The organism is Modestobacter versicolor (assembly GCF_041028285.1).
Lineage (GTDB): Bacteria > Actinomycetota > Actinomycetes > Mycobacteriales > Geodermatophilaceae > Modestobacter > Modestobacter versicolor_A.
Genome location: NZ_JABGDB010000003.1, coordinates 557,860 through 583,279 on the forward strand (window position 1 = coordinate 557,860; position 25,420 = coordinate 583,279).

The following is a 25,420-nucleotide window of genomic DNA, read 5'->3' on the forward strand; positions in this document are numbered from 1 at the left end:
GGGGCGAGGGCGCGCCGGGTGCTCCGCCTAGCATGGTGGTGGATCCCGTGCGCCTCGGAGGCGCTGCCAGGTGAGAAGTCGAGAGGGAAGCGGCACATGCAGCCCGACGAGCGCGTCCCCGAACTGCCGGCCAAGTTCGCCCCGCTGGGGCTGACCTACGACGACGTGCTCCTGGTGCCCGGCGCCTCGGACATCGTCCCCACCGAGGTCGACACCAGCACCCGGCTCACCACCGGCATCCGGCTGGCCATCCCGCTGGTCTCCTCCGCGATGGACACCGTCACCGAGTCGCGGATGGCGATCGCCATGGCCCGCGCCGGCGGCATCGGCATCCTGCACCGCAACCTCTCGGCCGAGGACCAGGCCGGCCAGGTCGACCTGGTGAAGCGCTCCGAGGCCGGCATGGTCACCAACCCGGTGACCTGCTCGCCGGACAACACCCTGGCCGAGGTCGACGCGCTGTCGGCCCGCTACCGCATCTCCGGCGCCCCCGTCGTCGACGCCGAGGGCGTGCTGGTCGGCATGGTGACCAACCGCGACATGCGCTTCGAGACCGACCAGACCCGCCTGGTGCGCGACGTGATGACGCCGATGCCGCTGGTCACCGCCCCGGTGGGGGTGGACCCCGACCGCGCGCTGGCGCTGCTCAAGCAGCACAAGATCGAGAAGCTGCCGCTGGTGGACGAGGCCGGGCGGCTGCGCGGCCTGATCACGGTCAAGGACTTCGTCAAGCGCGACCAGTACCCGCACGCCACCAAGGACGTCGACGGCCGGCTGACCGTGGGCGCCGCGCTGGGCGTGGGCGAGGACGCCTACAAGCGCGCCGGGCTGCTGGTGGACGCCGGCGTCGACGTGCTCATCGTGGACACCGCGCACGGCCACCAGCGGGCCGTGCTGGACATGGTCGCCCGGGTGAAGAAGGACTTCGCCACCGTCGGCCACGGCGTCCAGGTCGTCGGCGGCAACATCGCGACCCGGGCCGGTGCCCAGGCGCTCATCGACGCCGGGGTGGACGCGGTGAAGGTCGGCGTCGGGCCGGGCTCCATCTGCACCACCCGCGTCGTCGCCGGCGTCGGCGTCCCGCAGGTCACCGCCGTCTACGAGGCATCGCTGGCCGCCCGTCCGGCCGGCATCCCGGTCATCGCCGACGGCGGCCTGCAGTACTCCGGCGACATCGTCAAGGCGCTGGTCGCCGGCGCGGACACCGTGATGATCGGTGGCCTGTTCGCCGGGGTCGAGGAGGCGCCGGGCGAGCTGGTCTTCATGAACGGCAAGCAGTACAAGACCTACCGCGGCATGGGCTCGCTGGGTGCCATGCAGAAGCGCGGCAACCAGTCCTTCAGCCGCGACCGCTACTTCGCCGACGACGTCCTCTCCGACGACAAGCTCGTCCCCGAGGGCATCGAGGGCCAGGTGCCCTACCGTGGGCCGCTGTCCGGGGTCGCCCACCAGCTCGTGGGTGGCCTGCGGGCCGGGATGGGCTACGCCGGCACGGCCACCGTCGCCGACCTGCAGGACCGCGGCCAGCTCACCCGGATCACCGCCGCCGGGCTCACCGAGAGCCACCCGCACGACATCCAGATGACCGTCGAAGCCCCCAACTACCGAGGTCGGTGACCCGTTGCCCGTACGCGACAACGTCGAGATCGGCCTGAACCGCTTCGCCCGCCGGGGCTATGACCTCGACGAGGTGTCGATCGTCCCCTCGCGGCGCACCCGCGACCACGACGACGTCTCGACCGCCTGGCAGATCGACGCGTTCCGGTTCGAGATCCCGCTGATCACCAGCCCCAGCGACGCCGTGGTCAGCCCGGCGACGGCGATCGCCGTCGGCCAGGCCGGTGGCCTGGGCGTGCTCAACGCCGAGGGCCTGTGGGCGCGGTACGAGGACCCGACCGAGGTCTACCGGCAGCTTCGCGACGCCGCCGGGACCGACTCCGGCCCGCCCACCGCGCTGCTCCAGCAGGTCTACGGCGAGCCGGTGAAGCCCGACCTGATCGCCGCCCGGATCAAGGAGATGGGCGCCGCCGGGGTGACCACGGCGGTCCGGGTGTCGCCGCAGCACACCGTGGCGCTGGCCCCCACCGTGCTCGCCGCCGGGGTCGACCTGCTCGTCATCCAGGGCACGATCGTCTCCGCCGAGCACGTCACCACGGCCGGGGACGCGCTGAACCTCAAGGAGTTCATCGCCGACCTCGACGTCCCGGTGATCGTCGGCGGGGCCGCGGACTACCAGACCGCGCTGCACCTGATGCGCACCGGCGCGGCCGGCGTCATCGTCGGCGTCGGCGCCGACAGCTGGTCGACCGCGGACGCCGTCATGGGCATCCGGGTGCCGCTGGCCAGCGCGATCGCCGACGCGGCCGCCGCCCGCCGCGACTACCTGGACGAGACCGGCGGCCGGTACGTGCACGTGATCGCCAACGGCCGGATCGAGACCAGCGGCGCCATCGCCCGGGCGCTGGCCTGCGGGGCGGACGCCGTCCAGCTCGGGGAGCCGTTGCGGGTCGCCGAGGAGGCCCCGGCCGGTGGCGTGTGGTGGGACTCGGTCGCCGCACACCCGCGGCTGCCCCGTGGCGGCACGTCCGCGCCCGTCGAGCCCCGCGGGTCGCTGGCCGACGTGCTGAACGGCTCCGCCGAGGCCGCGGACGGGCGCACCAACCTGTTCGGCGCGCTGCGCCGGACGATGGCCAAGACCGGCTACCGGGACCTCAAGGAGTTCCAGCGGGTCGACCTGGTGCTCGGTGGGAACGGCGGGAGCGCCGTGGGCCCGGGGCACCTGGTCGGATGACGATGGACTTCCCGACCGTCCTGGTCGTCGACTTCGGCGCCCAGTACGCCCAGCTGATCGCCCGCCGGATCCGGGAGGCGGGCGTCTACTCCGAGCTCGTCGGCTCCGACGTGCCGGTGGCCGACCTGCTGGCCCGCAAGCCCGCGGCGATCGTGCTGTCCGGCGGTCCGTCCAGCGTCTACAGCGAGGGCGCCCCGCAGGTCGACCCGGCGGTGTTCGAGGCCGGCGTCCCGGCCTTCGGCATCTGCTACGGGTTCCAGGCGATGGCGGCCAGCCTCGGTGGCACCGTGGCCCGCACCGGCGACCGGGAGTACGGCGGCACCCCGCTGACCGTCACCACCCAGGCCAAGCTGTTCGGCGAGCTGCCCCTGGAGCAGTCGGTGTGGATGAGCCACGGGGACGCCGTGAGCGCGGCACCGCCCGGGTTCACCGTCACCGCCACCTCCACCGGGGCCCCGGTCGCGGCGTTCGAGGACGTCGACCGGCGCCTGGCCGGGGTGCAGTTCCACCCCGAGGTGAAGAACACCCCGCACGGCCAGACGGTGCTCGAGCACTTCCTGTTCGACATCGCCGGGCTGGAGCCCAGCTGGACGATGGCCAACGTCGTCGACGAGCAGGTGGCGCTCGTCCGCGAGCAGATCGGCGACCGGCGGGCCATCTGCGGGCTGTCCGGCGGGGTCGACTCCGCCGTGGCCGCAGCGCTCGTCCAGCGGGCCATCGGCGACCGGCTGACCTGCGTCTACGTCGACCACGGCCTCATGCGGCAGGGCGAGACCGAGCAGATCGAGCGGGACTTCGTCGCCGTCACCGGCGCCGACCTGCGGGTCGTCGACGCCAGCGAGCAGTTCCTCGCCGCGCTGGCCGGGGTCAGCGACCCCGAGCAGAAGCGGAAGATCATCGGCCGCGAGTTCATCCGGGTCTTCGAGCAGGCCGCCCTCGACGTCGTCGCCGAGGCCGAGGAGCACGGCGAGAGCGTCGACTTCCTGGTCCAGGGCACGCTCTACCCGGACGTCGTCGAGTCCGGTGGCGGCACCGGGACGGCGAACATCAAGAGCCACCACAACGTCGGCGGGCTGCCCGAGGACCTGACCTTCACCCTGGTCGAGCCGCTGCGCACGCTGTTCAAGGACGAGGTGCGCGAGGTCGGCCGCCAGCTCGGCCTGCCCGACACCCTGGTGCAGCGCCAGCCCTTCCCCGGCCCCGGCCTCGGCATCCGGATCGTCGGCGAGGTCACCCGCGAGCGCCTCGACGTGCTCCGCCAGGCCGACGCCATCGCCCGCGAGGAGCTCACCGCCGCCCACCTGGACACCGAGATCTGGCAGTGCCCGGTGGTGCTGCTGGCCGGCGTCCGGTCGGTGGGCGTCCAGGGCGACGGCCGCACCTACGGCCACCCGGTCGTGCTGCGCCCGGTGTCCAGCGAGGACGCGATGACCGCGGACTGGACCCGGCTGCCCTACGACGTGCTGGCGAAGATCTCCACCCGGATCACCAACGAGGTGGCCGAGGTCAACCGGGTCGTGCTCGACGTGACGAGCAAGCCGCCGGGCACGATCGAGTGGGAGTAAGGACCCCCTCCCACCCACCCTTCGCAAGCTCAGGGTGGGGCCCTGGAGGGGGCCTGACCGGGCCCTCGCTGGCGCTCGGGACCGGGCACCAGAGCCACGTGGGTGAGCTCGGATCTCGCCTCTTCCTGCGGTGAGCTGGTCCTGGTCTTGACATGGCGAGGGCCCGGAGAGCTGTGCTCCGGGCCCTGTCGGTGCCGGGTGACCCAGCCGGCGCCGGGGGTCAGCGCTTGCGGCGGGACCTGCGGAGTTCGTTGACCAGCAGGGCGATGCCGGCGCCGATCAGGAGGACCCAGGAGACGCCGTGGCCGAACCAGTCGGCCGGGACGTCGACGCCGGTCATCAGCAGCACCGCCAGCAGGACGAAGAGCAGGCCGACGACCAGGGACCCGGGGGCCACCTCGCGGCGGCGCGTGGTCTCCTCCTCGGCCGGCACGCCGGCGGCGGACGAACCGGCCGGCAGTGCGCCCTCGGGGAACACCTCGGTCTGCTGACGCTCGAAGGGCTCAGCCACGACGCACCTCCACGCTGCCGACACCGGAGTCGATGGTGATCTCGAACTCGGCGTCGTCGTCGCCCGACCACGCCTCGCCCACACCGGGGAAGAAGCCCCGGTCCGTGCTGTCGCCGAACACCTCCACCTCACCGATCCCGACGTCCACCCTGACCTGCACGTCGGCGGAGTACGGCACCAGCACCTCGACGTCCCCCAGGCCGTGGTCGATCGTGGTGACGATCGGGGTCCGGGCGCCGGTGAGGTCGACGGCGGTCAGGTCGACGTCCAGGTCGCCCATCGAGTGGGTGTACTCCCGGTCGACCCCGGCCGCGGTGGTGGGCCGGTAGCTGCGGTCGCCGACCTCGCCCTCGGGGACGTCGATGGTCGAGGCGGCCACCAGCGCGACGGAGAGAACGAGGCCCAGGGTGATCAGCCCGCCCTTGGCGGCGCGCCCCACCCCGGTCAGCGCCGCGACGACCAGCCCGACGCCGACGACGAGCAGCGCGCTGCCGAGCACCGAGCGGGCCGTGAGGTCGACGTCGGTGAACTGGGTGAGCAGCACCGCCAGGCCGGCCAGGATGAGCAGCGCCGCGACGGTCACGCCGGGCACCGGGGACCGCGGCTCGCGCTCCCGCTCCACGACCGGGGCGGCGCCGGGCTGCACCGCCGGGGCGGACGGCATGAGCAGCCACAGCAGCACGTAGATGACGATGCCGCTGCCCCCGGCGAGGGTGAGCGCGATGGCGCCGACCCGCCAGAGCAGGGCGTCGACACCGGTGTACTCGGCGAGGCCACCGGCGACGCCGCCGATCACCTTGTCGTTGCGGCTGCGGCGCAGCTGCGGGCGGGGAGCCGGCCCGGTCGGCGGGGGAGGCGGCGGCCACGAGCTCGCCGGTTGGTCGGCGGCCGACGGCGGCGCCGGGGGGAGGACGGGAGGCAGTGCTGAGGTCATGCCACGAGCCTGCCCACCGCGGCGCCCCGGCGGTATCAGGGAACCCCCTGGACCGACCCTGATCTCTGCCGGCCCCCTCACGACGGCGGACCGGGCACGACAGCGGACCGGGGACGGACGCCGCGGCGTCCGTCCCCGGTCCGGGGGGTGCTGGGGGAGCGGTCAGGCGGCGTCCGCCGGCGGCATCAGCAGCCAGAGCAGCCCGTAGGCCGCGATCCCCGAGCCACCGGCCAGCGTGAGCACCACGAAGCCCACCCGCCACAGGACGGCGTCCACGCCGGTGTGGTCGGCCAGGCCACCGGCCACCCCGCCGAGGCGTCGGTCGGTGGCGCTGCGGGTGAGCCGGCGGCGGGACGGGGCGGCCGCCGCAGCAGCGGGGGACGGAGCGGGGAGGAGGGCGGCGGGGGCGGTCGTCGAGGTCATGCCACCACGCTGCGCCGTCCGGTGGGCCGGGCGCATCGGGGGACGCCCGGACCGGACCCTGACCTGCGGCCGGTCCAGCAGTCCGGGTGATCACCGGTGTGCCGGAGGACGCGTCGGTGACACCATCGGTGCCGTGACCACCAGCACCGCGCCGCCGGACGGACGCGCCGTCCCGGCTCCGGGCCGGGCGGACCGACCGCCGCTGGTGCGTCCCCGCTCCGGCCGGCTGCTCGCCGGCGTGGCCCGCGGGACCGCGGCGCACCTCCGGCTGGACCCCATCGTCGTGCGGGTCGTGGTCGTCGGACTCTCGCTCACCGGCATCGGCGTGGTGGCCTACGCGCTCCTGTGGCTGACCATGCCGGTCGCCCGGGACGACGGGACCGCCGAGACCGAGGTCGTCGGGCAGCGACCCAGCCGCCGCCAGCTCCTGGGCCTGGCGCTGCTGGCCTTCGTCGCCGCCGGCGCGGTCTCCCGGCTGGCCACCTTCGGCGGGGGCGACGTCGTGCTCCCGCTGCTGCTGGCCGGCGCCGGGATGGCGGTCATCTGGCGGCAGTTCGACTCCGACTCCACCGCGCTGGGCAGCACCGGCCGCTGGGGGCTCGCCGCCGGGGTCGTGCTCGGCGTCGCCGGCGTCGGCATGCTGCTGGCCACCACCGGCCAGCTCGCCAACGCCCGCAACGGGTTCACCGCGACCGTGGTCATCCTGGTCGGGATCACGCTGGCCACCGCCCCGCTGTGGCGCCGGTGGCTGGACTCCCGGGCCACCGAGCGCGCCGCCCTGATCCGGTCCGAGGAGCGCGCGGCGGTCGCCGCCCACCTGCACGACTCGGTGCTGCAGACCCTCGCGCTCATCCAGCGGCACGCCGACGACCCGACGGTGGTCGGCCGGCTCGCCCGCAGCCAGGAACGGGAGCTGCGGGCCTGGCTCTACGAGCCGACCGTGGCCACCGGCGGCACCTGGGCCGGGCTCGTCGCCCGGCTGGTGTCGGAGGTCGAGGCCGACCACGCGGTCGCCGTCGAGCCGGTCGTCGTCGGCGACCTGCCGGTCGACGAACCGGTGGCGACCCTCGGCCAGGCGGCCAAGGAGGCGGTGGTCAACGCGGCCAAGCACTCCGGCGCGACCACCGTCTCCCTCTACAGCGAGGTGGGGGACGGGTCGGTGACGGTGTTCGTCCGCGACCGCGGCACCGGCTTCGACCCGGCGGCGGTGCCGACCGACCGCCGCGGCCTGCGGGACTCCGTGGTCGGCCGGCTGACCAGGCTCGGCGGCACGGCGACGGTGCGTTCGGCACCAGGAGAGGGGACCGAGGTGGAGCTCTGCCTCCCGCGCGGCGCACACGTGGAGGCGGGGGCGTGACCGCGGACGGAACCGGCCGCGTCCGGGTGTTCCTCGTCGACGACCACGCCATGGTGCGGGCCGGCGTGCGCGCCGAGCTCGGGGACGACGTCGAGGTGGTCGGCGAGGCCGCCGACGTGGCCACCTCCGTCACCGGCATCCGGACGACGCAGCCCGACGTCGTGCTGCTCGACGTGCACCTGCCCGGCGGTGGCGGGCACGCCGTCCTGGAGACGCTGCGCACCGAGCTGCCGGCCACCCGCTGGCTGGCGCTGTCGGTCTCCGATGCCGCCGAGGACGTCATCGCCGTCATCCGCGCCGGCGCTCGCGGCTACGTCACCAAGACCATCTCCGGGGCCGACCTGCGCGACGCCGTCCGCCGGGTCGCCGAGGGCGACGTCGTGTTCAGCCCCCGGCTGGCCGGCTTCGTGCTCGACGCCTTCGCCGCCGGCGGACCCGTCGCGCCGGCGCCCGCCGAGGACCCGGCCACCGACCCCGGGCTGGACCTGCTCTCCGCCCGGGAGCGGGAGGTGATGCAGCTGCTGGCCCGCGGCTACACCTACCGGGAGATCGGCGGCCGGCTGTTCATCTCGGTGAAGACGGTGGAGTCGCACGCCTCCAACGTGCTCCGCAAGCTGCAGCTGTCCAACCGCAACGAGCTCACCCGCTGGGCGGCCACCAACCGCCTGCTCTGACTACCGGAAGTGCGCCTTCGGGATGAGCCCGTGCACGCCGACGGTGCGGTCCACCACCTGCGACACCTCGAAGTCGGCGGCCGCGGACAGGTAGGCGTACGCCACGTCGCGGGCCATGCCGAGGTCGGTGACGAGGAAGTCCAGCGCGTTGACCACCGCGCGCCGCGAGGCGACGTCCAGGTCGCTGAGCTGGCCGTTGCGGGACCCGTCGGGGTCGGAGAGCCCGATCGGCACCCAGGCGTCCGGCGTCTCGCCGAAGGGGTACCGGAAGGCCACCGACGGTGCGTCACCGGCGCCCGGCCGGCACACGGTGAGCCGGTAGGTGATCCGCAGCGAGCCCTCCATGGCGGTCAGGGCCACCTCGCCGTTGCCCATCGAGTGGTGCGGGTCGCCGGTGGAGAACAGCGCGCCCTCGGCGACCACCGGGACGTAGAACGCCGAGCCGACGGCCAGGTGCTTCACGTCGATGTTGCCGCCGCCCAGGGTCGGCGGGATCGAGTTCACCAGCGGGTCGCTCAGCCCGGTGGCGTCGCCGACGGTGGCGACCGCCATCAGCCCGGCGAAGGGGTCCAGCGGCCAGCTGACCTCGCCGCTGGTGCCCGCCGGGAGGTGGGCGGTGGGCACCCCGCGCCGGCCGGCCCGCACGGGGGTGAAGACGGAGACGTTGCCGTAGCGGAGCGGGTCCTTGGTCGACCGGCCGTCCGGCGTCTGCGGCATCGCCTCGGCTGCGCTGATCCCGCCGTCCGGCGCGAACTGGGCGGCGAGCGCGCCCTTGCCGTGCCGGCTGGAGATCACGCCGTACGGGACACGGGGCATCGCCGACAGCGGTTCGATCTTCAGCACGTCACCGGGCCGGGCACCCTCCACGTACACCGGGCCGGTGACCACGTGCGGGCCGTCGGCGTCGAAGTCGCGCAGGTGCCGGGCGTAGCCGGCCGCGATCGCCACGGCGTCGTCGAGCACCTGCTCGCGCGGCACGCCCTTCCCGGCGAACCAGGCCACCGGGTCGCGGCCCTGGTCCTCGAGCAGCCCCTCGTGGCTCACCGTGTCGATGGTGATGGTCTGCCCCGAGCGCACCCGGGCGACCGGTGCGTCGGTGGTGCGCGGCAGGTACCCCCAGAGCACCTCCTCGGTGCGGGAGGGCAGGTAGACGTCGCCGTCGATCGGGCCCACGCCCGGCTGCAGCACCTCGCCGGGCATCCGGACGTCGCCCGGGCCCGACGCGGACGCCGACGACGCGGCGGCGACGCCGGCGGCCATGACCGCGCCGGTGGTGAGCGCCGCCTGCACGAACGCCCGCCGGCCCAGGCCGCGCTCCAGCAGGGCGGCGGCCACCTCCGGGTCCGGTCGCGGGTGCTGGTGGGGTCCCTCGGTCATGCGCTCTCCCGGTGCCTGGGTGGACGGTCCCGGGGAGGTCTACGTGAGCGGTGTTACCCCTGTGCGGCGGTCCTGCCCCGACGTTGCGGGCGGGTTTCCGCGGGAGCGGCGGTCACGCGGTGTGCACGACGTGGAACGCCTCGGCGAGCCGGCCGTCCGGCAGCCCGTGGGCCCGGGCGGTCTGCCGCATCCAGCCGGTGACGAACTCCTGCAGCTGCCCCTCGGGCTGGTGGCTGACCTGGGTGACGTGGCTGAGCAGCGCGGCGAACTTGCGGTCCACCACGTCGGTGACGTCGACGGCGTGGTCGGTGCGCGGGCTGGCCCCGAGCCAGACCTCGGACACCGTCCAGGCGTCCAGGCCCTCGTCGGCCAGCAGCTCGGGGAACGCGAAGGGGTTGCGGGCGTCGGGGTAGACCGCCCGCAGGGTCGACTCCCCGACGGTCATGTGGTCGGGGTGGCTCGCGCCGATCCGCTCGTAGAACCGCTCGGGGGAACTGGTCAGCACCCGCTGCGGGCGGACCTGCCGGATCACCCGGCTGATGTCGCGGCGCAGGTCCAGCCCGAGCTCCAGCCGGCCGTCGGGGTACCCCAGGAACCGGACGTCGGTGACGCCGACGGCGGCCGCGGCGGCTCGCTGCTCGGCCCGGCGCAGCGGTCCCATCTCCTCGCGCGGCGTCTCGTCGAAGCCGCCGGCGTCCCCGTCGGTGACGATGCAGTACGTGACCTCGGTGCCCGCGGCGGTCCAGGTGGCCACCGTCCCGGCGCTGCCGAAGTCGACGTCGTCGGGGTGGGCGAGCACGCACAGCGCGCGGTCGACGTGGTCGGCGGGCTGCGAGGGGAGCGGCATCACGCCGGGCAGCCTAGAAGAAGGACCCCCGTGCCCCCCACCACTCGCTCGCTCGCGGCGGGTCCCTGCACGGGGGCCGTCAGAGGCGGCCGCGGCCCTGGCGCAGCAGCATCATCCCGAGGGCCGCGCCGTCGGGGCCGAGCGCGGCGCGGAACCGGTCCAGCACCCGCTGCTCGCGGGCGAGGGAGAGCCGCATGCCGCCGGAGGCGGTCCGCAGCGCGCCGATCTCCTGGGAGATGGCCACCCGGCGCTGCACGAGCTCGATGATCTGCGCGTCGCACTCGTCGATCGAGGTGCGCAGGGCGTCGATCTGCGCGGCCGGGTCGGCGGCGTCACCGGTCGTGGCGCTGGGGGAGAGGGTCGTGCTCATGGTGTCCTCCGGGGTGGTCGGAGGCCGACGGACCCCGGAGACGGAAGACGCCCCGTGGCCGTGGGCCCGGGGCGTCGTGTGCGGTGGCTGTTCAGCCAGCGAGTACGGACACCGGAACCCGGTGGCCGTAGGAAAACTCCCGCTGTCGCTGCACGTCGGGGAGTCTGCCACATCCCCGCCGCGGGCGGGAGCGCCGCCCGCCGCGACGACACGCGCGACCCGGGCCTGTCGGTGTCCCGGCCTAGAGTGGCGGGGTCATGAGCAGCCCGCAGCACACCCTCCCCGGCACCGCCGCGCTCCCCCGGCACACCTCCGGTCAGACCGGGCGCGAGCTGGACCGGATGCTGGCCGGCCTGAACGGCCCGCAGCGCGACGCCGTCGTCCACGAGGGCAGCCCGCTGCTGATCGTGGCCGGCGCCGGCTCGGGCAAGACCCGGGTGCTCACCCACCGGATCTCCTACCTGCTGGGCGCCCGCGGGGTGCAGCCCGGCGAGATCCTGGCGATCACCTTCACCAACAAGGCCGCCGGGGAGATGAAGGAGCGGGTCGCCGCGCTGGTCGGCCCGCGCGCCCGCGCGATGTGGGTGTCGACGTTCCACTCGATGTGCGTGCGGATCCTGCGGGCCGAGGCCGCCAAGCTCGGGATGAAGAGCTCCTTCACCATCTACGACCAGGGCGACTCGGTCCGGCTGATGACGATGGTGGCCCGCGACCTCGACCTGGACGCCAAGCGGTATCCCGGCCGCAGCCTCGCCAACCAGGTGTCGAACCTGAAGAACGAGCTGGTCGACGAGGAGTCCTTCGCACCCGTCACGGCGCCGGAGAAGGTCCTCAAGGAGGCGTACACGCTCTACCAGCGCCGGCTCCGCGAGGCCCACGCGATGGACTTCGACGACCTGATCATGACCACGGTGCACCTGCTGCAGGCCTTCCCCGACGTGGCCGAGCACTACCGCCGCCGGTTCCGGCACGTGCTGGTCGACGAGTACCAGGACACCAACCACGCCCAGTACGTGCTGGTCCGCGAGCTGGTCGGCACGGCAGGCGGCCCGGTGCCGCCGGCCGAGCTGTGCGTCGTCGGCGACGCCGACCAGTCGATCTACGCCTTCCGCGGCGCGACGATCCGCAACATCGACGAGTTCGAGCGCGACTACCCCGAGGCGACCACGATCGTCCTGGAGCAGAACTACCGCTCCACGCAGCGCATCCTGCGGGCGGCCAACCAGGTCATCGCCCGCAACACCTCGCGCCGGCCGAAGAACCTGTGGTCCGACGCCGGCGACGGCGAGCTCATCGAGGGCTACGTCGCCGACAACGAGCACGACGAGGCGGCCTGGGTCGCCGAGCAGATCGACGCGCTCACCGACGAGGGGCTCGCGCAGCCCAAGGACATCGCGATCTTCTACCGGACCAACAACGCCTCCCGGGTGTTCGAGGAGGTGTTCATCCGGGTCGGCATGCCCTACAAGGTCGTCGGTGGGGTGCGCTTCTACGAGCGGCGCGAGGTCCGGGACGCGCTCGCCTACCTCAAGGTGGTCGCCAACCCGGCCGACGTGGTGAGCCTGCGCCGGGTGCTGAACACCCCCAAGCGGGGGATCGGCGAGCGGGCCGAGTCCGCGGTCGAGCGGTTCGCCGACCGGGAGCGGATCCCGTTCGCCAGCGCGCTGCGGCGGGTCACCGAGATCGGTGAGCTGGCCACCCGCTCGGCGAAGGCGATCGGCGAGTTCGTGGCGCTGCTGGAGGAGTTCGAGCAGCTGGTCGAGACCGGCTCGGGCCCGGCGGCGCTGCTGGAGAGCATCCTCGACCGCACCGGCTACCTCACCGAGCTGTCGGCCAGCACCGACCCGCAGGACGAGGGGCGGGTGGACAACCTCAACGAGCTCATCTCGGTCGCCGCGGAGTTCGAGGCCGGCACTCCCGGCGGCACGGTCACCGACTTCCTCGAGCAGGTGTCGCTGGTCGCCGACGCCGACCAGATCCCGGTCACCGGCGACGAGGCCGGGGTGGTCACGCTGATGACCCTGCACACCGCGAAGGGGCTGGAGTTCCCGGTCGTCTTCCTCACCGCGCTGGAGGACGGCGTCTTCCCGCACCTGCGGGCGCTGGGTGACCCGAGGGAGCTGGAGGAGGAACGACGGTTGGCCTACGTGGGCATCACCCGGGCGCAGAAGCGGCTGTTCCTGTCCCGGGCGACCGTGCGCACCAGCTGGGGCCAGCCGGCGTACAACCCGCCGTCCCGGTTCCTCGACGAGCTGCCGACGGACGCCGTCCACTGGGCGCGCACCGAGCCGGCGCACACCACACCGATGAGCTCGGCGCAGGCGCGGGTGGCGGCGACCGGCCTGTCCACCGGCGGGCTGCGCGGCGGCGCGGGCAACCGCGCGGTGATCAGCGTCGAGGTCGGCGACCGGGTCAGCCACGACGCGTTCGGCCTCGGCACGGTGGTGGAGCTCAACGGCATCGGCGACAAGGCGCAGGCCACCGTCGACTTCGGCTCCGGCGGCACCAAGCGCCTGGTGCTGCGCTACGCCCCGCTCGTCAAGCTCTGAGGAAGGACCCTGCTGCCCCCCACACCTCGCAAGCTCGGTGCGGGCCCCTGCAGCAGGGCCGGGGGTCAGGCGGGGGCGTCGACTTCGTAGCCGATGAGCCAGTGGACGCCGAAGCGGTCGACGACCTGGCCGTCGGAGGCGCCCCAGGGGCGTCGCTGCAGGTCCTCGACGACCCGCCCGCCGGCGGCCAGGCCGGTGAACCAGGCGTCGAGGGTGGCCGGGTCGGCCGCGCCCAGCAGCGAGAACATGAGCCCCTCGCTGCGCAGCGGGGGCTGGTCACCGGCCACGTCGGCGGCGAACAGGGCGACCGGCCCCTCGACCAGGTGGCCGTGGGCCACCGCGTCGGCGGGGCCGTCCTGCCGGCCGAAGTCGGCGAAGGAGTGCGCGGTCACCCCGCACCCGAAGACGCTGCCGTAGAACGACAGCGCGTCGCGCGCGGTGCCGGGCAGGTGCAGGTACGGCGTCGGAGCGGTCATGCGCCCGGAGCGTAGGGCCGGGTCCCGGGCCGCGGGGTGGGTCAGCCGACGGAGAGGCCGCGCTCGGCGAGCCAGTCCTCCGGGTCGATCGGCCGGCCGTTCATGCCGCCGGCGTGGATCTCGAAGTGCAGGTGCGGCCCGGTCGACTGGCCCTGGTTGCCGACCTTGGCGATCTGCTGGCCGGCGGAGACGACCTCGCCGGCCTCCACGTCGTAGTACTTCATGTGGCCGTAGATCTGCACGTTGCCGTCGGCGTCCTGGATGTAGACGGCGTTGCCGTACCCGGAGGCGGGACCGGCGCGGAGCACGACGCCGTCGGCGGCCGAGAAGATCGGGGTGCCCAGCGGGGCGGCCAGGTCGAGGCCCCAGTGCATGGTGCCCCAGCGCTGGCAGAAGCAGGTGGTCAGCCGGCCGTCGGTCGGCACCACGAAGTCGGGCTCGCGAGCGGCGCGCGAGGCGGCGATCTCGCCCAGCCGGGCCTGCGCCTCGGCCTGGCTGATCTCCCCGCGGGCGCCGGCGACGTCGATGCCGCCGGAGAAGCTGGCGTCCGCCACGCCCAGTCCGTAGTCCAGGCCGGAGGCGACCGGGGCGGGCTCGCTGCCGCCCCAGTTCCCGAGCAGGCCGGTCAGCACCGCACCGACGACGGCGGCGGCCAGCAGCACCGGGGCGCGGCGGCCGGGCGGGCGGGGGAGGGACACCGTGGGGCGGGCCAGCCGCAGCCGGCCCGCGCGTGCAGCCGGGACCTCGTCCGCGTCGTCCTGCGGCTCGTCCGGCTCGTCGTCCGTGTCGTCGTCGTCCGTGTCGTCGTCCTGGCTGGCCGCCCAAGCGGCGTCCCAGTCCCACTCCGCGGGGTCGGGGGCGACGGCGAGGTCGGCAGCGGGGCCGTCCTCGGACCGGGTTCGGCCCACGAGTTCGCGGAGACGGGACAACGGGCACCTTCCGAGCGGGGCACCCACGGGGGGAGCCGTGGGGTGGCGCGGGCACCTGCCGGCCGGGTGGCCGGCGGGTGCGCTCTACGTGTCGATCGACATGACGACGAATCTCATCGGTGTCGTTCCGGACGCTAACCACGGCCCGGGAGCGGTTCAATCACCTGACAGCGCGTGTCGCAGACATGAGCGCTGTGTAGCGACACCCGCTGGGAGAGGGGTGACGGGTGGGGTCTGGAGTGGTGCTCAGGCCGCCGCGACGGGAGCCGGCTCGAGCCGGCCGCGGTGACCGGCGAGGGTCGCCGCGACCTCGTCGACGACGGCGCGGTGGATCGGCAGCGACATGTGGCCGACGCCGCGGACGAGCACGTTGCGGGCCCGGAGATCGGGGTGCTCGCACCGGCCGGCGGCCGACGGCACGACCATCTGGTCGAGGTCGCTGTAGACGGCGGTGACCGAGGTGCGGCAACCGGGCGCCGGCTGGGCCAGCTCCCGGATCAGCGCCGAGCCGGGCCGCAGCTGCCGGACCAGGGGGGTGGGCAGCACGTGCGCCCAGCGGCTCCCGCCGTGCGGGGTGCCCAGCGTGACCAGCGACTCGACCCGGTCGTCACCGCCCAGCCGCTGCACCAGGTAGCGGGCGACCAGTCCGCCCATGCTGTGGCCGACGACGTGCACCCGGTCGTGCCCGGTCTCCCGGCAGACCCGCTCGACGTGCCGGCCCAGCGCCTCCGCGGCGCTCTGCACGTCGCGCTGGAAGGGGCTGTAGTTCCAGGTGCAGACCTGCGCGAAGCCGCGCCGGCGCAGCGCCCGGCGCATCACGGTGAAGATCGACCGGTTGTCCACCATGCCGTGCACCAGCACCACCGGGATGTGCGCGGCGAGCGGGTCGTCGGCGAACAGCGCCCGGACGACGGGCGGCTGGGCGCCGGGCCGGTAGCGGCCGTCGAGCCGCAGTCGCTCGGTGCGGGTGCCCAGCGGGTACAGGAGGGCGTGCGCACCGACCCAGGCCAGCTCGGTGAGGCTGCCGGTGAGCGCGGCGGGGGAGACCAGGGCCCGCAGTCCGCGCACGGTGGCACGGACCGGCGCCGGGACGTCGCTCCCGGGCTCCGCCGCCGGGGCGTGCCACGCTGGTGCGGAGGGCAGGCCGGTGGTGCTCATGCCGGTCCCCTCCCCGTCCGTCGCCGCCCACACCGGGCGGCGGGGTCCGACACCTCTGTGCTCGGTGTGCGGACGGTAATGCCCCGGTGTGCTGGACGTCACACACTGGACACACGACACGCCCCCGGCCCACGACCGACCAGGACCACCCCAGGAGGAGGCGACCGTGCCCGCCCGTGACCGTGCTCCCGCCCGCCGGACCAGGGGCGGAGGAGGCGCGACGTCCGGCTCCCGGGGTCGCCCCGCGCAGCCGGCCGGCGCGGGGCGCCGCAGCGTCCCGGGCGCGGGGGAGGTGCCCGCCGAGGTGCTGGTCGTCGGCCCCGTCCCGCCGCCGGCGCGGGTCACCGGTGCCCTGCTCGTCCTCGCCGGGCTGGTCGCGGTGGCCGCGGTGTTCCCCACCTACCTGGTCGTGGGCGGCACCGGGGTGTCCCCGGTCCGCGGCGTCCTCGACGCCCTGGTCGCGCTGGTCGCCCCGCTCGCCACGACCGCCGTGGGCGCCGGTCTGCTGCTGGGCCGGGTGCCGCGGCTGGGGCTCGGCTACGCCGCCGTGGCCGGCTCGCTCGCGGTCGGCCGGCTGCTCATCGAGCTGTACCAGGGCCACGGGTCGACCGCCCGCCCCGCGGTGGAGGTGCTCGCCGGGGAGCGGGTCCTCACCAGTTCCGTGGACATCGGCGCGGGCTGGGTGCTCGGCGTCGTCTCGCTGGCGGCCACCGTGCTGGCCGGCGTCGTCGCGCTGGTGGCGTGGGGCCGCACGGTGATGGACGACGGCGGGGCCCTCGACCCGCTGCGGCCGGTGCTGGCCGGCGCCGCCGCCGTCCTGGGGGTCGGCGCGGTGCTCTGCCTGGCGCTGCCGGCCGCCGACGTGCCCGACCGCATCGTCACCGACCCGGTCACCGGTCTGGAGACGGTGGTCGCCCAGGAGGGCCCGCAGGCGCTGCTCGAGCGCCCGGGGCTGGCCCTGCTGGGCGGGCTGCTGCTCGCCGGGGCGCTGCTGCTCTGCGCGGTCATCGCCCCCTCGCTGCGGCCCCGGCTCGGCGCGGTGGGCGGGCTGCTGGGCGTCACCGTCTTCCTGCTGGCCGCCGCGCTCACCGGGCTGCGGGACGCCGCCCGGAGCTCCGACGTCGAGTGGACGGTGCCCGGGGCCGGCCTGCTGGTGGTCGCCCTGGCCTTCGCCGGGCTCACCGTGCTCGCCTGGCGGTGGCGGGCCCGCGGGGTGCGCACCGTCCAGGGGTGACCGGCGCCACGTCCGGGCCTAGGGTCGGCGGCGTGGCAGCCGAACGCATCCGGGTGGTGATCGCCAAGCCCGGTCTCGACGGGCACGACCGCGGTGCGAAGGTGGTCGCCCGCGCGCTGCGGGACGCCGGCATGGAGGTCGTCTACACCGGCCTGCACCAGACGCCGGAGCAGATCGTGGAGACCGTCGTGCAGGAGGACGCCGACGCCGTCGGCCTCTCGGTGCTGTCCGGCGCGCACATGACGCTCTTCACCCGGCTGGCCGAGCTGCTGCGGGAGCGCGAGGTCGACGACGTCGTGGTCTTCGGCGGCGGGATCATCCCGGACGACGACCTGCCCGAGCTGGCCCGGCTGGGCGTCGCCCGGGTGTTCACCCCCGGCGCCACCACCGAGGAGATCGTCAGCTGGGTGCGCGAGCACGTCGGCACCCCGGTCTGAGCTGGGCGCCCCGGCGGCCGGTGAGCGGAAGAGACGTGTGATACGACCCACCCTGCCCGAGGCGCGTGCGGCGGTCGGGTCACCGGAGAGCTACGGTGCCTGTTCGTGGATCTCTTCGAGTACCAGGCCCGTGACCTGTTGGCCTCGCACGGCGTTCCCGTGCTCCCCGGCGGCGTCGCCGAGACACCTGAGCAGGCCGAGGCGATCGCGCGGGAGATCGCTGCGCCCGTCGTCGTGAAGGCGCAGGTGAAGGTGGGCGGCCGCGGCAAGGCCGGCGGCGTGAAGCTCGCCGACGACCCCGAGACCGCCCGGGCTCGCGCCCAGGACATCCTCGGGCTGGACATCAAGGGGCACGTCACCCACCGCGTGATGGTGGCCCAGGCCAGCGACATCGCCGAGGAGTACTACTTCTCCTACCTGCTCGACCGGTCCAACCGCACGTTCCTGGCGATGGCCTCGGTCGAGGGCGGCGTGGAGATCGAGCAGCTCGCCGTCGAGCGCCCCGAGGCGCTGGCCCGCATCCCCGTCGACGCCAGCATCGGCGTGGACAGCGTCAAGGCCGCCGAGATCGTCGACGCCGCCGGCTTCCCCGCCGAGGTGCGCGACCAGGTGATCGCCATCGCCGTGCAGCTGTGGGACGTCTTCGCGAAGGAGGACGCCACCCTGGTCGAGGTCAACCCGCTGGCCAAGGCCCCCGACGGCACCGTCCTGGCGCTGGACGCCAAGATCACGCTGGACGAGAACGCCGGCTTCCGGCACCCGGACCACGCCGCCCTCGAGGACGCCGCGTCGGCGGACCCGCTGGAGGCCGCGGCCAAGGAGAAGGACCTCAACTACGTCAAGCTCGAGGGCGAGGTCGGGATCATCGGCAACGGTGCCGGCCTGGTCATGAGCACCCTGGACGTCGTGGCCTACGCCGGTGAGGAGTTCGGTGGGGTCCGCCCGGCCAACTTCCTCGACATCGGTGGCGGCGCCTCGGCCGAGGTCATGGCCAACGGCCTGGGCATCATCCTGTCCGACCCGGCCGTGAAGAGCGTCTTCGTCAACGTCTTCGGCGGGATCACCGCCTGCGACGAGGTCGCCAACGGCATCGTCGCGGCGCTGGGACAGCTCGGCGACGAGGCCACCAAGCCGCTGGTCGTCCGGCTGGACGGCAACAACGTCGAGGAGGGCCGGCGGATCCTCGCCGAGGCCGCCCACCCCCTGGTGACCGTGGTGGACACCATGGACGGCGCCGCGCGCCGCGCCGCCGAGCTCGCCGCCTAAGCCCTAGCGAACAGACGAAGGACCCCCTTCCCCCCACACCTCGCAAGCTCGGCGCGGGCCCCTGAAGGGGGCCGTTCCAGCGGCCAGCCAAGAACGGACTGAGCAACATGTCGATCTTCCTCAGTGAGAACAGCAAGGTCATCGTCCAGGGCATGACCGGGTCCGAGGGGCGCAAGCACACCCAGCGCATGCTCGCCTCGGGCACCGCCGTCGTCGGTGGCGTGAACCCCAGCAAGGCCGGCCAGAGCGTGGACTTCGACGGCGCCTCGGTGCCCGTCTTCGGCTCCGTCGCCGACGCCATGAAGGAGACCGGGGCCGACGTCAGCGTCGTCTTCGTGCCGCCGAAGTTCGCCAAGGACGCCGTCCTGGAGGCCGTCGACGCGCAGATCGGGATGGCCGTGGTCATCACCGAGGGCATCCCGGTGCACGACTCGACCTTCTTCTGGGCGCACGCCCAGGGCGGCTCGACCCGGATCATCGGCCCCAACTGCCCCGGGCTGATCAGCCCCGGGCGGTCCAACGCGGGCATCATCCCGGCCAACATCACCCAGGCCGGCAAGATCGGGCTGGTCAGCAAGTCCGGCACGCTGACCTACCAGATGATGTTCGAGCTGCGGGACATCGGCTTCTCCACCGCGGTCGGCATCGGCGGTGACCCGGTCATCGGGACGACGCACATCGACTGCCTCCAGGCCTTCCAGGAGGACCCGGAGACCGAGGCGATCGTGATGATCGGCGAGATCGGTGGCGACGCCGAGGAGCGGGCCGCCGACTTCATCAAGGCCAACGTCACCAAGCCGGTCGTCGGCTACGTCGCCGGCTTCACCGCACCGGAGGGCAAGACCATGGGCCACGCCGGCGCGATCGTCTCCGGCTCGGCCGGGACCGCCGCCGCCAAGCAGGAGGCCCTCGAGGCCGCCGGCGTGCGCGTGGGCAAGACCCCGTCGGAGGCCGCGCGCCTCATGCGGGAGATCGTCGGCGCCTGACGGCTCCGCGAGCATCGCAGGGAGCGCCAGCGACCGAGGAGCGGAACGGGGCCGGAAGGCGCCCATCCAACTCGGCGCCTGACGGCTCCGCGAGCATCGCAGGGAGCGCCAGCGACCGAGGAGCGGAACGGGGCCGGAAGGCGCCCATCCAACTCGGCGCCTGACGGCTCCGCGAGCATCGCAGGGAGCGCCAGCGACCGAGGAGCGGAACGGGGCCGGAGGGCGCCCATCCAACTCGGCGCCTGAGCAGGCAGCCCGCTGCCCGGTCCCTCCTCGCGGGGGCCGGGCAGTGCCGTCCCCGGAGCCGGACGGAATCGGACGCTGCGCCACGTTCGGGGGACTGGTGCATGACGCTGCGTACCCCGACACTGCCCCCCAGTGATCAACTGAGGAGGAGTGTCGCGATGACAGCCAGCGGTACCGAGGGGACGCCGACCGGACCGGGGCAGCCGCCGACCGGCGCACCGGGGTCGCGCGGGGTGGACCGGGGTGCGCTGCGGCTGGCCGACGTGGCCATCGCCGCCGGCACGTTGCTGTACCTGGTCTTCATGGTGATCCCGTGGTTCAGCATCGACGGCTTCGACCTCGGGTCCGGCTACAGCATCCCCGGCGTCTCGGTGAACGGCTTCGACTCCGGCGCCCTCACGCTGGCCTTCGTGCTGCTGCTGCTGGCCTCGGCCTGGGCGCTGCTGCCGGCCGTCGCCGACGTCGCCGTGCCGTTCCCGCGGTGGTACCTCACCGCCGGCCTCGTCGCGCTGGCCTTCGTGCTGACGCTGGTCGAGTGGCTCAGCACCTTCGAGGCGGGCTTCACGTTCGCGGGGCTGCTCACCTTCCTCACCTCGGCGGCGCTGCTCGCCGTCGCGGTGCTCCGCGTGCTGCCCGACCTCCGGCCCGGCGGCACGCTGCCCGGCGGGCTCGCCGGCGTGGCGCGGTGGGCCGACCGGCCGCTCGGCCGGTCCGCGGGCAGCGCGAGCGCCGCGGCGTCGGAGCCCGGGCCGGGGCAGGCTGCCTCCGGGCAGGCTGCGCCCGGCTGGGCTCCGCCTCCCGGTCAGGGGCAGCACCCCGGTCCGGCCCAGCCTCCGTACGGTCATCAGCCGCCCACGCCGGGTGGGCCCCCGCCGGTCTGACCGCACCGCCGCGGGCGGCTCGGGGCGTGACCTGAGCCGGCCCGGCGCGTGCGCCGCGCACTGGCGATCGGCGCTTGGGAGAGTGGCGGGGTGACCTCCCTGCTGGCCCGCCTGCCGTCCCTCGGGCCGGGACGGTCGACGGAGCGGCGCGGACCGGCCGCCCCCGTGCTCGCGGTGGCCACCACGCTGGCCGTCACGCTCACCGGCCTGCTCGGCCTCGGACTGGCGCTCGTCGTCGTCCAGACCCTCGACCCGGACGGCGGGCTGCCGGTCGGCTCCTCGGCCCGGCTGGCCGGTCAGCTCTGGCTGCTCGGCCAGGGCGGGGAGCTGGTGCTGCCCTCCGGTCCGCTCCGGCTGGCGCCGCTGCTGCTCACCGCGGGCATCGCCTGGGGGCTGAGCCGGGCGGCCGGCTCGGTGGTGGCGGTCCGGGAGCTCGGGGACCCCGGGCCGGTCGGCCGGGTGCTCGCCGTCGTCGTCGCGGTGCACACCGCGCTCACCGCCGCCCTGGCCCTGCTCGTCCGCACGCCGGGCGCCGACGTCGGGTGGCTCCGCACGATGCTCGGCGCGCTGGTGCTCGCCCTCGTCGCCGGCGGGCTGGGGGCGCTGCGCGACTCCGGGCTCAGCGCCGAGGTCGCCGACCGCTTCCCCGGCCCCGGCCGGGTGCTGGTCCGCGCCGCCGTCGCCGGCACCCTCGCGCTGGCCGCCTGCTGCACCGCGGTGGTCGCGGTCGCCCTCGCCGACGACGTCGACGGCGTCGGCCGGCTGGTCACCGGCCTCGGCGGCGCGAGCGCCGGCGCGGCGGGACAGGTCGGACTGAGCGTGCTGCTGCTGCCCAACGCGGCGGCCGCCGTGGTAGGCCTGGCCGCCGGCCCGGGGTTCCTGGTCGGCGCCGGCACCCTGGTGTCGGTCGGCGGGGTGACGCTGGGCAGCGTCCCCGCCCTCCCGCTGATGGCGGCGCTGCCCGACACCCAGGCGGTGCCGCTGCTGGCCTTCCTCTCCCAGGCGCTGCCGGCGCTGGCCGGGCTCGTCGCCGGCCTGGTGGTCGGCCGCCGGCTCGGCGACGCCGACGGCGGTGCGCTGACCGCGGCCCTGTGGGGGCTGGTCGGCGGCGTCGGGGTGGGCGTGCTGTCCGGCGCCCTGGTCTGGGTCGCCGGCGGCCGGCTGGGTGACGGCGGGCTCGCGGAGATCGGCGCCCCGGCGCTGGCGACCGGGCTGGCCGTCGCCGCGCAGGCCGGCCTGGTCGCCGCCCCGGTGGCCGCGGTCACCCGCTGGCGCAACCGCGGCTGAGGCGGCGGCGAGCCGGCGGGAGGGCGCGCGGCGAGCCGCCGGGTGGGCGCGGCTAGGGTTCCTGGACGTGCCCGTCGACGCGCCCGCCGTCCCCGGGGCCCGCCCCGCCCGGGCGCGGGTCGTCGTCCTGCTGTCCGGCACCGGCTCGCTCTGCGCCGCACTGCTCGCGGCGGCCGCCGCGCCGGACGCCCCGTTCGAGGTCGTCGCCGTCGGCTCGGACCGCCGGGACGCCGCGGGCCTGGCCACCGCGGGCGGGCTCGGCGTGCCGACCTTCGTGACGGCGCTGGCCGACCACCCCGACCGCGCCGGCTGGGACCGGGCGCTCGCCGCCGAGCTCACCGCCCGCCGTCCGGACTGGGTGGTGTCCGCGGGGTTCATGAAGCTGCTCGGTCCCGCCGTCCTCGGCGCCTTCCCCGCGCGGGTGCTCAACACCCACCCGGCACTGCTGCCCGCCTTCCCCGGGGCGCACGCCGTCCGCGACGCGCTGGCCGCCGGGGTGGGCACCACCGGCGCCACCGTCCACCTCGTCGACGCCGGCGTCGACACCGGCCCGGTGCTCGCTCAGCAGCCGGTGCCCGTGCTGCCCGGCGACGACGAGGCGACCCTGCACGAGCGGATCAAGACCGTGGAGCGCGAGCTCCTGGTCGCCACCCTGGCCGGCCTGGTGGCCGCCGGACCGCCCCCGACCGTCGTCCCTCCCGAGGAGAGCCCCCGATGACCGACCGCATCCCCGTCCGCCGCGCGCTGCTCGGCGTGTACGACAAGACCGGTGTCGAAGAGCTGGCCCGCGGGCTGGCCGCGGCCGGCGTCGAGCTGGTCAGCACCGGCGCCACCGCCGCCCGGATCGCCGCCGCCGGACTGCCGGTGACCCCGGTGGAGCAGGTCACCGGCTTCCCCGAGGCGCTCGACGGCCGGGTGAAGACCCTGCACCCGGCGGTGCACGCCGGCATCCTGGCCGACCGGCGCAAGCCCGACCACCTGCGCCAGCTCGAGGGGCTCGGCATCGCGCCGTTCGACCTGGTCGTGGTCAACCTGTACCCGTTCAGCGACACGGTCGCCTCGGGCGCCTCGCCCGACGAGTGCATCGAGCAGATCGACATCGGCGGCCCGGCGATGGTGCGGGCGGCTGCCAAGAACCACCCCTCGGTCGCGGTCGTCGTCGACCCGGGCCGGTACGCCGAGGTCGTCGAGGCCGTCACCGCCGGCGGGTTCTCGCTGGCCCAGCGGCAGGGGCTGGCCGCCGAGGCGTTCCGGCACACCGCCGCCTACGACGTGGCCGTCGCCTCCTGGATGGGCAACGTGCTGGCCCCGGACGACGAGAGCGGCTTCCCGGCGTGGGTCGGCGGCAGCTGGGAGCGCGCCGACGTGCTGCGCTACGGGGAGAACCCGCACCAGGGCGCCGCGCTGTACCGCAGCGGTCAGCCCGGGCTCGCCGACGCCGAGCAGCTGCACGGCAAGCCGATGTCCTACAACAACTACATCGACACCGACGCCGCCTGGCGGGCCGCGCACGATCACGACGACCCCTGCGTGGCGATCATCAAGCACGCCAACCCGTGCGGGATCGCGGTGGGCGCCGACATCGCCGCCGCGCACCGCAAGGCGCACGCCTGCGACCCGGTGTCGGCCTTCGGCGGCGTGATCGCGGCCAACCGCGAGGTCGACCTCACCCTCGCCGAGCAGGTCTCCGAGGTGTTCACCGAGGTCGTCGTGGCACCGTCGTTCACCGAGGACGCGCTGGGGGTGCTGACCCAGAAGAAGAACATCCGGCTGCTGCAGATGCCCGAGGCCCCGCGGCTGTCGATCGAGCTGCGGCCGGTGAGCGGCGGGCTGCTGCTGCAGACCGCCGACCGGATCGACGCCCCCGGCGACGACCCGACCAGCTGGACGCTGGCCACCGGTCAGCCGGTGGACGCCGCCGGCCTGGACGACCTGGTCTTCGCCTGGCGGGCGGTGCGCGCGGTGAAGAGCAACGCGATCCTGCTGGCCAGCGACAAGGCCACCGTCGGCGTCGGCATGGGCCAGGTCAACCGGGTCGACTCTGCCCGGCTCGCGGTCTCCCGGGCAGGGGAGCGGGCGGCCGGTTCGGTCGCGGCCTCCGACGCGTTCTTCCCCTTCGCCGACGGCCTGCAGGTGCTTCTCGACGCCGGGGTCAAGGCCGTCGTCCAGCCCGGCGGCTCGCTGCGCGACGAGGAGGTCGTCGCTGCCGCGGAGGCCGCCGGGGTGACGCTGTACCTGACCGGCACCCGGCACTTCGCGCACTGACGGAGGACCCCGCTGCCCCCACCCCTCGCGAGCTCGCGAGGCGTGGGGGCAGCGGGGTCCTCCGTGGCGTTCCCGTCCTGCCGGTTCGACCGGTCGGAAGGCCGCCGTCAGCAGCGGCGGCCGGGCCTCGGGTGCGTCATCAGGGCCTTGAGCGCGCCGAGGAACCCCAGGCCGGCCACCGCGGCGGTGAACCACCCGCCGACCGCCCAGTCCTGCAGGTCCCAGTCCGCATCTGCGAGCGGCACCAGCACGCCCGCGGCGACCACCAGGGTCACCAGCAGGGCCAGCGCGCCGAGGAACCGGTGCGCGCGGGCGGGCACGAAGAGCAGCAGCCCGAGCAGGAAGAGCGCCGCGCCGCCGAACACCACCGCCAGCGGCTGCCAGCTGTCGCGGTCGAGCAGCCGCTGCGGCTCGCCCAGGTCGTCGACCCCACCCCGCACCAGGTCCAGCCCGGTGTCCCCGCCGTTGACCCAGACCACCAGCAGGCTCACCCCGGCGGCGATCCCGGCGAGCAGCAGCAGCAGCCCGGCCAGCGTGTCGGCCCGGCGCACGACCACCGGCGCGTCCCGGTACTCCGGCCGGGTCGCGGTCCCGTCGTCGACCTGCCGGTCGCCCGGCCCGTCGTCCCAGGGCCCGGGCCGCCCGCCGTCGTCCGGCGGCCGGGGCGACGGGTAGAGGGTCGGTCCGACCACCGTGTCCTGCCGGGGGTCCGGTGCGCCGGTGTGCACCACCTCGGTCGGCTGGTCGGTCAGCGGGCCGGCGGGGTACGCGGTGCTGCCGTGCGGGGGGTCGGACCGGCGGTCGGGCTCGCTCATCGGGGGCCTCCTCCGCGCACGGACACCGGCGGTCCGTGCGTC

At 74.9% G+C, this 25,420-nt stretch carries 24 protein-coding genes; 14 read left to right on the forward strand and 10 right to left on the reverse strand.

All coding sequences use genetic code 11. The features are described 5' to 3' along the window. Positions 1 to 96: 96 nt before the first annotated feature. The 3 genes from guaB to guaA are packed head-to-tail and all read left to right on the forward strand — an operon-like array spanning position 97 to position 4,356. Positions 97 to 1,617 carry an IMP dehydrogenase gene (gene guaB / locus HL054_RS14085; protein ID WP_369139619.1) on the forward strand — a complete coding sequence of 507 codons (1,521 nt, stop codon included), beginning with the start codon at positions 97 to 99 and terminating at the stop codon, positions 1,615 to 1,617. A gap of 4 nt (positions 1,618 to 1,621) precedes the next feature. After that, a complete protein-coding gene (locus tag HL054_RS14090; RefSeq protein ID WP_369139620.1) occupies positions 1,622 to 2,791 on the forward strand; it encodes a GuaB3 family IMP dehydrogenase-related protein in 1,170 nt (389 codons plus the stop codon). Further along, positions 2,788 to 4,356, forward strand: a complete 1,569-nt coding sequence (guaA, locus tag HL054_RS14095; protein ID WP_440347943.1) for a glutamine-hydrolyzing GMP synthase — start codon at positions 2,788 to 2,790, stop codon at positions 4,354 to 4,356. Before HL054_RS14090 ends, guaA begins: the two co-directional genes overlap by 4 nt. A gap of 220 nt (positions 4,357 to 4,576) precedes the next feature. On the opposite strand, the gene HL054_RS14100 is transcribed toward guaA, so the two are convergent. The 3 genes from HL054_RS14100 to HL054_RS14110 all read right to left on the reverse strand — a co-directional run bounded on the left by HL054_RS14100 (position 4,577) and on the right by HL054_RS14110 (position 6,224). Further along, on the reverse strand, positions 4,577 to 4,867 hold the full coding sequence (locus HL054_RS14100; protein WP_369139621.1) for a hypothetical protein: 291 nt from the start codon (positions 4,865 to 4,867) through the stop codon (positions 4,577 to 4,579). Further along, positions 4,860 to 5,801, reverse strand: coding sequence for a PspC domain-containing protein (locus HL054_RS14105; protein WP_369139622.1), 942 nt, complete (start codon positions 5,799 to 5,801; stop codon positions 4,860 to 4,862). The genes HL054_RS14100 and HL054_RS14105 overlap by 8 nt, the downstream gene beginning before the upstream one ends. Before the next feature lie 162 nt (positions 5,802 to 5,963). Next, positions 5,964 to 6,224 (reverse strand): PspC domain-containing protein, encoded by a 261-nt coding sequence (locus HL054_RS14110; RefSeq protein ID WP_369139623.1) that lies wholly within the window; start codon positions 6,222 to 6,224, stop codon positions 5,964 to 5,966. A 133-nt stretch (positions 6,225 to 6,357) separates the two neighbouring features. On the opposite strand from HL054_RS14110, the gene HL054_RS14115 reads away from it, so the two are divergent. Further along, positions 6,358 to 7,581, forward strand: coding sequence for an ATP-binding protein (locus HL054_RS14115; protein WP_369139624.1), 1,224 nt, complete (start codon positions 6,358 to 6,360; stop codon positions 7,579 to 7,581). Beyond that, entirely contained in the window at positions 7,578 to 8,255 is a 678-nt protein-coding gene (locus tag HL054_RS14120; RefSeq protein WP_369139625.1) for a response regulator, read from the forward strand. The genes HL054_RS14115 and HL054_RS14120 overlap by 4 nt, the downstream gene beginning before the upstream one ends. Here HL054_RS14120 and HL054_RS14125 read toward each other — a convergent pair whose 3' ends face one another. The 3 genes from HL054_RS14125 to HL054_RS14135 all read right to left on the reverse strand — a co-directional run bounded on the left by HL054_RS14125 (position 8,256) and on the right by HL054_RS14135 (position 10,849). Continuing rightward, a complete protein-coding gene (locus HL054_RS14125) occupies positions 8,256 to 9,632 on the reverse strand; it encodes an acetamidase/formamidase family protein (RefSeq protein ID WP_369139626.1) in 1,377 nt (458 codons plus the stop codon). A 112-nt stretch (positions 9,633 to 9,744) separates the two neighbouring features. Beyond that, a complete protein-coding gene (locus HL054_RS14130; protein ID WP_369139701.1) occupies positions 9,745 to 10,479 on the reverse strand; it encodes a PIG-L deacetylase family protein in 735 nt (244 codons plus the stop codon). Positions 10,480 to 10,558: 79 nt separating this feature from the next. Further along, positions 10,559 to 10,849 carry a chorismate mutase gene (locus HL054_RS14135; RefSeq protein ID WP_369139627.1) on the reverse strand — a complete coding sequence of 97 codons (291 nt, stop codon included), beginning with the start codon at positions 10,847 to 10,849 and terminating at the stop codon, positions 10,559 to 10,561. A gap of 257 nt (positions 10,850 to 11,106) precedes the next feature. Between HL054_RS14135 and pcrA the strand changes: the two genes are divergently transcribed. Next, on the forward strand, positions 11,107 to 13,398 hold the full coding sequence (pcrA, locus tag HL054_RS14140) for a DNA helicase PcrA (RefSeq protein ID WP_369139628.1): 2,292 nt from the start codon (positions 11,107 to 11,109) through the stop codon (positions 13,396 to 13,398). Between the two features lie 65 nt (positions 13,399 to 13,463). Here pcrA and HL054_RS14145 read toward each other — a convergent pair whose 3' ends face one another. From HL054_RS14145 to HL054_RS14155, 3 genes are all read right to left on the reverse strand, one after another. Then, positions 13,464 to 13,874 (reverse strand): VOC family protein, encoded by a 411-nt coding sequence (locus HL054_RS14145; protein ID WP_369139629.1) that lies wholly within the window; start codon positions 13,872 to 13,874, stop codon positions 13,464 to 13,466. Positions 13,875 to 13,915: 41 nt separating this feature from the next. Continuing rightward, entirely contained in the window at positions 13,916 to 14,782 is an 867-nt protein-coding gene (locus HL054_RS14150) for a M23 family metallopeptidase (RefSeq protein WP_369139630.1), read from the reverse strand. Between the two features lie 267 nt (positions 14,783 to 15,049). After that, positions 15,050 to 15,961, reverse strand: a complete 912-nt coding sequence (locus tag HL054_RS14155) for an esterase/lipase family protein (RefSeq protein WP_369139631.1) — start codon at positions 15,959 to 15,961, stop codon at positions 15,050 to 15,052. A 292-nt stretch (positions 15,962 to 16,253) separates the two neighbouring features. Between HL054_RS14155 and HL054_RS14160 the strand changes: the two genes are divergently transcribed. The 8 genes from HL054_RS14160 (at position 16,254) to purH (ending at position 24,563) form a co-directional block, all read left to right on the forward strand. After that, complete coding sequence (locus HL054_RS14160; protein WP_369139632.1) at positions 16,254 to 17,195, forward strand: hypothetical protein; 942 nt, start codon at positions 16,254 to 16,256, stop codon at positions 17,193 to 17,195. Positions 17,196 to 17,227: 32 nt separating this feature from the next. After that, on the forward strand, positions 17,228 to 17,632 hold the full coding sequence (locus tag HL054_RS14165) for a cobalamin B12-binding domain-containing protein (protein WP_369139633.1): 405 nt from the start codon (positions 17,228 to 17,230) through the stop codon (positions 17,630 to 17,632). A gap of 105 nt (positions 17,633 to 17,737) precedes the next feature. Then, the gene (gene sucC, locus HL054_RS14170) at positions 17,738 to 18,898 is read left to right on the forward strand and encodes an ADP-forming succinate--CoA ligase subunit beta (RefSeq protein ID WP_369139634.1); all 1,161 of its coding nucleotides are present in this window, start codon (positions 17,738 to 17,740) and stop codon (positions 18,896 to 18,898) included. Between the two features lie 107 nt (positions 18,899 to 19,005). Beyond that, on the forward strand, positions 19,006 to 19,884 hold the full coding sequence (sucD, locus tag HL054_RS14175; RefSeq protein ID WP_369139635.1) for a succinate--CoA ligase subunit alpha: 879 nt from the start codon (positions 19,006 to 19,008) through the stop codon (positions 19,882 to 19,884). Between the two features lie 404 nt (positions 19,885 to 20,288). Beyond that, entirely contained in the window at positions 20,289 to 21,011 is a 723-nt protein-coding gene (locus HL054_RS14180; RefSeq protein ID WP_369139636.1) for a hypothetical protein, read from the forward strand. A 90-nt stretch (positions 21,012 to 21,101) separates the two neighbouring features. Further along, on the forward strand, positions 21,102 to 22,298 hold the full coding sequence (locus HL054_RS14185; protein WP_369139637.1) for a cell division protein PerM: 1,197 nt from the start codon (positions 21,102 to 21,104) through the stop codon (positions 22,296 to 22,298). 67 nt (positions 22,299 to 22,365) lie between these two features. Continuing rightward, entirely contained in the window at positions 22,366 to 23,016 is a 651-nt protein-coding gene (gene purN / locus HL054_RS14190; RefSeq protein ID WP_369139638.1) for a phosphoribosylglycinamide formyltransferase, read from the forward strand. After that, entirely contained in the window at positions 23,013 to 24,563 is a 1,551-nt protein-coding gene (purH, locus tag HL054_RS14195) for a bifunctional phosphoribosylaminoimidazolecarboxamide formyltransferase/IMP cyclohydrolase (RefSeq protein WP_369139639.1), read from the forward strand. Before purN ends, purH begins: the two co-directional genes overlap by 4 nt. Positions 24,564 to 24,670: 107 nt before the next feature. Here purH and HL054_RS14200 read toward each other — a convergent pair whose 3' ends face one another. After that, a complete protein-coding gene (locus tag HL054_RS14200; RefSeq protein WP_369139640.1) occupies positions 24,671 to 25,378 on the reverse strand; it encodes a hypothetical protein in 708 nt (235 codons plus the stop codon). Positions 25,379 to 25,420: the final 42 nt, after the last annotated feature.

Excerpts from the sequence above, each read along its gene's own strand:
- guaA (WP_440347943.1), top strand. The coding sequence starts at position 2,788 with ATGACGATGGACTTCCCGACCGTCCTGGTCGTCGACTTCGGCGCCCAG.
- HL054_RS14145 (WP_369139629.1), bottom strand. The coding sequence starts at position 13,874 with ATGACCGCTCCGACGCCGTACCTGCACCTGCCCGGCACCGCGCGCGAC.
- guaB (WP_369139619.1), top strand. The coding sequence starts at position 97 with ATGCAGCCCGACGAGCGCGTCCCCGAACTGCCGGCCAAGTTCGCCCCG.
- HL054_RS14130 (WP_369139701.1), bottom strand. The coding sequence starts at position 10,479 with ATGCCGCTCCCCTCGCAGCCCGCCGACCACGTCGACCGCGCGCTGTGC.
- sucD (WP_369139635.1), top strand. The coding sequence starts at position 19,006 with ATGTCGATCTTCCTCAGTGAGAACAGCAAGGTCATCGTCCAGGGCATG.
- HL054_RS14200 (WP_369139640.1), bottom strand. The coding sequence starts at position 25,378 with ATGAGCGAGCCCGACCGCCGGTCCGACCCCCCGCACGGCAGCACCGCG.
- HL054_RS14180 (WP_369139636.1), top strand. The coding sequence starts at position 20,289 with ATGACAGCCAGCGGTACCGAGGGGACGCCGACCGGACCGGGGCAGCCG.
- pcrA (WP_369139628.1), top strand. The coding sequence starts at position 11,107 with ATGAGCAGCCCGCAGCACACCCTCCCCGGCACCGCCGCGCTCCCCCGG.
- HL054_RS14105 (WP_369139622.1), bottom strand. The coding sequence starts at position 5,801 with ATGACCTCAGCACTGCCTCCCGTCCTCCCCCCGGCGCCGCCGTCGGCC.
- HL054_RS14155 (WP_369139631.1), bottom strand. The coding sequence starts at position 15,961 with ATGAGCACCACCGGCCTGCCCTCCGCACCAGCGTGGCACGCCCCGGCG.
- purH (WP_369139639.1), top strand. The coding sequence starts at position 23,013 with ATGACCGACCGCATCCCCGTCCGCCGCGCGCTGCTCGGCGTGTACGAC.
- HL054_RS14125 (WP_369139626.1), bottom strand. The coding sequence starts at position 9,632 with ATGACCGAGGGACCCCACCAGCACCCGCGACCGGACCCGGAGGTGGCC.
- HL054_RS14110 (WP_369139623.1), bottom strand. The coding sequence starts at position 6,224 with ATGACCTCGACGACCGCCCCCGCCGCCCTCCTCCCCGCTCCGTCCCCC.
- HL054_RS14135 (WP_369139627.1), bottom strand. The coding sequence starts at position 10,849 with ATGAGCACGACCCTCTCCCCCAGCGCCACGACCGGTGACGCCGCCGAC.